Here is a 4,251-nt window from a genome sequence, read left to right as displayed (position 1 = left end):
GAACCCGGCAACACGCTTGAAAGGCCCCGCAGGTCGGCGGGGCCGGGCGGCGGGTGTCGTCCCGCCGCTTTTCAGGAGATCGGTCAATGCCTCTTACTTCTTCGATGCCAGCCGGTACAGGTTGTTGTCGAAGCTCGGCCCCCAGATCAGGCCCTTGACGCTTGCGCGCTCGACCGGGACTTCGACCTGCTGGAACATCACGACGAAGGGGCTGTCGGTCATCACGGCCTTCTGAAGCTCGTGGTAGATCGCCACCCGATTTTCGGCATCGCGCTCGACCACGGCGGCCTTCGTCTTCTCCGTCAGTTCCGGGATGTCCCAGGAATTGCGCCACGCCAGCGTCTTGGACGGACCGTTGTCGGCATTGTCGGGGTTCGACGCGAAGGTTTCCGCATTGGTGTGGGGGTCCTGATAGTCGGCGCCCCACTGGCCGAGATAGATGTCCTGGTTGCGCGACCGGTACTTGGTCAGCGCCTGCTTGCCGTCCATCGGCAGCAGCTCGATCTTGACGCCGGCAGCGGCGGCGCTGGCCTGGATCGTCTGCGCCAGATCGGTCCAGGGCGTCACGTTGCGGACGTCCATCGTCACCGTGAAGCCGTCGGGATAACCGGCGGCGGTCAGCAGCTCGCGCGCTTTGGCTGGATCGTACTTGAATGGCTTGTCGTCGAGCGAGCCCAGGAAGCCCTTGGGCAGGAACGACTGGTGGATCGTCGCGATGCCGTTCATGATCGTCCGGCCCATCGCGTCGTAATCGACCAGATAGCGGAAGGCCTGACGGACCTCCGGCTTGGCGAGGATCGGGTTCTTCTGGTTGAGGCTGATGTACCAGAGTGTTCCCTTGGGCGCCTCGACGATGCGGACATCCTTGGAGGACCGCAGGGCGTCCAACTGCTCGGGCTTCAGGTTGCGGGCGACATCGACGTCGCCCTTTTCCAGCAGCAGGCGCTGGGTCGCCGGCTCGGCGATGTGGCGGAGGATGACGCGCTTCATCTCCGGAGCGCCCTGCCAGTAGGCGGGATTGGCGTCGAGCGTCAGGGATTCGTTGGCCTTCCACTGCCGGAGCTTGAAGGCGCCGGAACCGGCGGAATTGGTCTTCAGCCAGCCATAGCCGAAGTCGCCGTCCTTCTCGTTCTGCTTCAGCAGCTTGGCATCGACCACGGAGGCGACATCGGCGGTCAGGCAGTTCAGCACGAAGGTCGGCGCATAGGCCTGGTCGGTCTCCATCACTAGCGTCCGGGCATCGGCCGCCTTGATCTTCTGATCGACGTTGTCCTTGGTGAAGCCGAACTGCGTCAGGATGAACGCCGGCGACTTGTTCAGCTTGACGGCGCGCTGGAGCGAAAATGCGGCGTCCTCGGCGGTCAGCGGATTGCCGGAGTGGAACTTGACGCCGTCGCGGATCTTGAAGGTGTAGGTCTTGCCGTCCTCGGACACCGTCCAGCTTTCCGCCACCGCGGGGAGGATCTTGCTGGTATCCTTCAGGTCGATGCCGATCAGGCGGTCATAGACCTGGGCGCCGTACTCGGCCCCCGAAACCTCGAAGATTTCGGCCGGATCGAGGCTGATGATATCGTCGAACTGCCACGCCATGACGAGGCTGTCCTTCGGCGTTTCGGCGAAGACGGGCGTCGCCGCCAGCGCTACGAAGGCGGCTCCGATCAGACTCCGGGTGAACTTGTTCATCGAGCAGCCTCTTTCCTGTCCGTGACTTTTATTGATCGTATCCGCCCGTCCTGCCCATGGCCTGGACTATTTGTCCAGACCCTGGCGGCGGCGATCGTTCCGGAGAGGATTGACCGCCCGGTCAAGCCCTGTCAAGGGCACTGCCGGATTGTTGAATTTTCAGCGATTACATAGCTCTGCATCGTCACGCGGGAGGGGCCCGGCGGCGTTTCCGCCGCCATTCGGTCCAGCGGCGCTCGCCTCGGATCATCAATCCCGCCGTCGGCCGGCGCAGAAAGGGGAGGTCCAAAGCCAGGAGCAGGACGCCCAGGGGAACCATCCAGAAGCCGAGGATCGGCAGGAAGCCCAAGATGCCGCCGACGATCAGGAGGATACCGGACGGTATCCTGATCCAGCGCGCGTCGGGCTTGCGGAGACCGCCCACGGGCCTCGCGATCCAGTTGGGGAGGCGTCCTTGGAGGCGGTCGAGGCTGCGGTCCAGCCTGCGGTCATCGGTGTTGGTCATGATGCCGCTCAACTGGGGATTCGCAGCCTGACGCTCAAGTGGAATCTGTCAGCCTTGTCGGGCCGTGTCAGCCCTTGGTGGCCGGGTTATGGGTATGATGCCGGTCCCCTTCGCCGCCGCCTCCAGAAACGCGGCTGCGATCCGCGTTGGTGGACTGCCCTGGAGTCGGTTTGAATTCTTCGGGGTGATGGGTTTCCGGCTTGTCGGCGTTCTGATGGCTGCTGCCGGGGCCGCCTTGGTGCCGGTCGGTGTCTGCCGTTTGTCTGGACATGGTCACCGGTCCTGCTGATAGCCCTGGTGGGTCGTGTTCTGCTTGATATTACCCTGCCGATTTTGCTCCTTGAGGTTCGACGGAGTGGCATCCACGGTCGGCGTATCTGCCGTCGCGTTGCCTTCCGGCGAGGAGCCGGGGCCTTTGTTGGAGCGGCCTGCGGGCGGGACGGGGGGCAGGTGATTGGACATCGGTTACCTCCGGTGAAAGGTGGCCGTTGAAAGGTGGATGTCTTCTCCCCAACAGACGATCGGCGGGGGCGTTCCGGCCGACATTCAATCCGGAGTTTGGGCGTGCTATGGAGCGGTTCTTATTTCCAGAGGATGGAGCGACGCATGGAGCCGGCGGTGGCATCCGACCATGAGGATATTGCCGGCGGAATGATCGCGGCCAAACGGTATCGGGCGGCGCGGCGTCTGCTGATGGACCGGCCAGAGCTGAGCCGGCGTGGGCATGCGCTGCTGGGGCGGGCGCATCTGGGAATGAAGGATTACGAGCCGGCGCTCCATCATCTGGGTACTGCGGCGGAGATGGCGCCGGACGACCTGGAAACCCTTATCCATCTGGCGCGCGCCTGCACGGCTTCCGGACGCCCCCATACCGCTATCCGGATGCTGGAGCGGGTGACGGCGGCCTGCCCGGATCATGCGGAGGCTTGCGAGGCTCTTGCCGGCGCCTACCGCCGCGATGCCCGGTACGCCGACGCGATCCGTCTGGTGAAGGCGGCCGATGCGGCCGAGGTGCGGACGGGGCAGCTTCTCTATGAGGAGGCGATGTGCCTCCACGCCCTGGGCGATGCCGCCGGAGCGCTGGCGGTGTGGGACAGGCTGCTCGCGATGGATGATGGTCTGGCGGCTGGCTGGTTCCAGAGCCATGCCGCAGCCCTTCAGACCGTGTCGCTCGACGATGCGCTCCGGCGCCTGCGCCGGGCGGCGGAGTGTCATGGGGCCAACGGCAAGTACTGGGCATTCCTGGCGGCTTACGCGATCCTTGCCCGGGACGAGGAAGAGGCGGCGGCGATCGTCGCCGGACCGCTGGCGGCACGTCCGCATCATAGGGCGCTGGTCGATGGCGTCCGGGCCTTGCTGCCGCACCTGTCGGCGGATTTCCGTCTGTTCGGGTGCAGTGGGCATCTGCTCCGGCACGCGGTCGCGCAGGCGGGGAAGGCGGGTCTGGTGCTGGAATTCGGCGTCCGCCGGGGAACGTCCATTACCCACATCGCCGAGGCTGCCGGGCAGCCGGTCCACGGCTTCGATTCATTCGAGGGATTGCCGGAGGGCTGGGGAAGCCAGCCGCAGGGCAGTTTCACGACCGAGATGGAACTGCCGCCGGTGCCCGCCAACGTGACACTTCACGCCGGCTGGTTCGAGGATACGCTTGCGCCATTCTTGGCTGAGCAGCCTGGGCCGGTGCGGTTCGTCAATATCGACTGCGATATCTATTCATCCGCTCGGACGGTGCTGACGGGGCTGGCGGACCGTCTGCGTCCAGGCTCCATCCTGGTATTCGACGAGTTTATCGGCAACCAGACCTGGCGCGAGCACGAGTATAAGGCGTTCCAGGAGTTCGTCGCGGAAACCGGCACGCAGTATGAATACTTCGCGGCTTGTCCGTTCACGAGGCAGGTGGCGGTCAGGATGATCTGAAATCCTGCTCTGATACCGAGGGCCGAAGACGCTCATGCCGTAGGTCGGTCTAAAGCGAAGCGGCAGCCGACAAGCAGGCGCGTCTATGTCGGCTGCCGCTTCGCTTTAACACTACTCTGTCACTCTAAATATTTAGGTAAGTGCGG

The 4,251-nt window shown here is 64.4% G+C and carries 5 protein-coding genes; 1 reads left to right on the top strand and 4 read right to left on the bottom strand.

Features of this window, described 5'->3' with window-relative positions:
• Positions 1 to 93: 93 nt before the first annotated feature.
• The 4 genes from AC5JJ6_RS01410 to AC5JJ6_RS01395 form a co-directional block, all read right to left on the bottom strand.
• Positions 94 to 1,683 (bottom strand): ABC transporter substrate-binding protein, encoded by a 1,590-nt coding sequence (locus tag AC5JJ6_RS01410; RefSeq protein ID WP_496040327.1) that lies wholly within the window; start codon positions 1,681 to 1,683, stop codon positions 94 to 96.
• A gap of 184 nt (positions 1,684 to 1,867) precedes the next feature.
• Positions 1,868 to 2,188: a hypothetical protein gene (locus AC5JJ6_RS01405; protein ID WP_496040326.1), complete on the bottom strand. Its 321-nt coding sequence runs from the start codon at positions 2,186 to 2,188 to the stop codon at positions 1,868 to 1,870.
• Positions 2,189 to 2,255: 67 nt separating this feature from the next.
• The gene (locus AC5JJ6_RS01400; protein WP_496040325.1) at positions 2,256 to 2,459 is read right to left on the bottom strand and encodes a hypothetical protein; all 204 of its coding nucleotides are present in this window, start codon (positions 2,457 to 2,459) and stop codon (positions 2,256 to 2,258) included.
• 2 nt (positions 2,460 to 2,461) lie between these two features.
• Positions 2,462 to 2,650, bottom strand: coding sequence for a hypothetical protein (locus AC5JJ6_RS01395; RefSeq protein ID WP_496040324.1), 189 nt, complete (start codon positions 2,648 to 2,650; stop codon positions 2,462 to 2,464).
• Between the two features lie 144 nt (positions 2,651 to 2,794).
• Between AC5JJ6_RS01395 and AC5JJ6_RS01390 the strand changes: the two genes are divergently transcribed.
• Positions 2,795 to 4,105 carry a class I SAM-dependent methyltransferase gene (locus tag AC5JJ6_RS01390; RefSeq protein WP_496040323.1) on the top strand — a complete coding sequence of 437 codons (1,311 nt, stop codon included), beginning with the start codon at positions 2,795 to 2,797 and terminating at the stop codon, positions 4,103 to 4,105.
• Positions 4,106 to 4,251: the final 146 nt, after the last annotated feature.

This window comes from Skermanella sp. (assembly GCF_059503625.1).
The sequence above is the reverse complement of the archived record's forward strand: the minus strand, read 5'-3'. Positions and strand labels throughout refer to the sequence as shown.

Excerpts from the sequence above, each read along its gene's own strand:
- AC5JJ6_RS01405 (WP_496040326.1), bottom strand. The coding sequence starts at position 2,188 with ATGACCAACACCGATGACCGCAGGCTGGACCGCAGCCTCGACCGCCTC.
- AC5JJ6_RS01410 (WP_496040327.1), bottom strand. The coding sequence starts at position 1,683 with ATGAACAAGTTCACCCGGAGTCTGATCGGAGCCGCCTTCGTAGCGCTG.
- AC5JJ6_RS01390 (WP_496040323.1), top strand. The coding sequence starts at position 2,795 with ATGGAGCCGGCGGTGGCATCCGACCATGAGGATATTGCCGGCGGAATG.
- AC5JJ6_RS01400 (WP_496040325.1), bottom strand. The coding sequence starts at position 2,459 with ATGTCCAGACAAACGGCAGACACCGACCGGCACCAAGGCGGCCCCGGC.
- AC5JJ6_RS01395 (WP_496040324.1), bottom strand. The coding sequence starts at position 2,650 with ATGTCCAATCACCTGCCCCCCGTCCCGCCCGCAGGCCGCTCCAACAAA.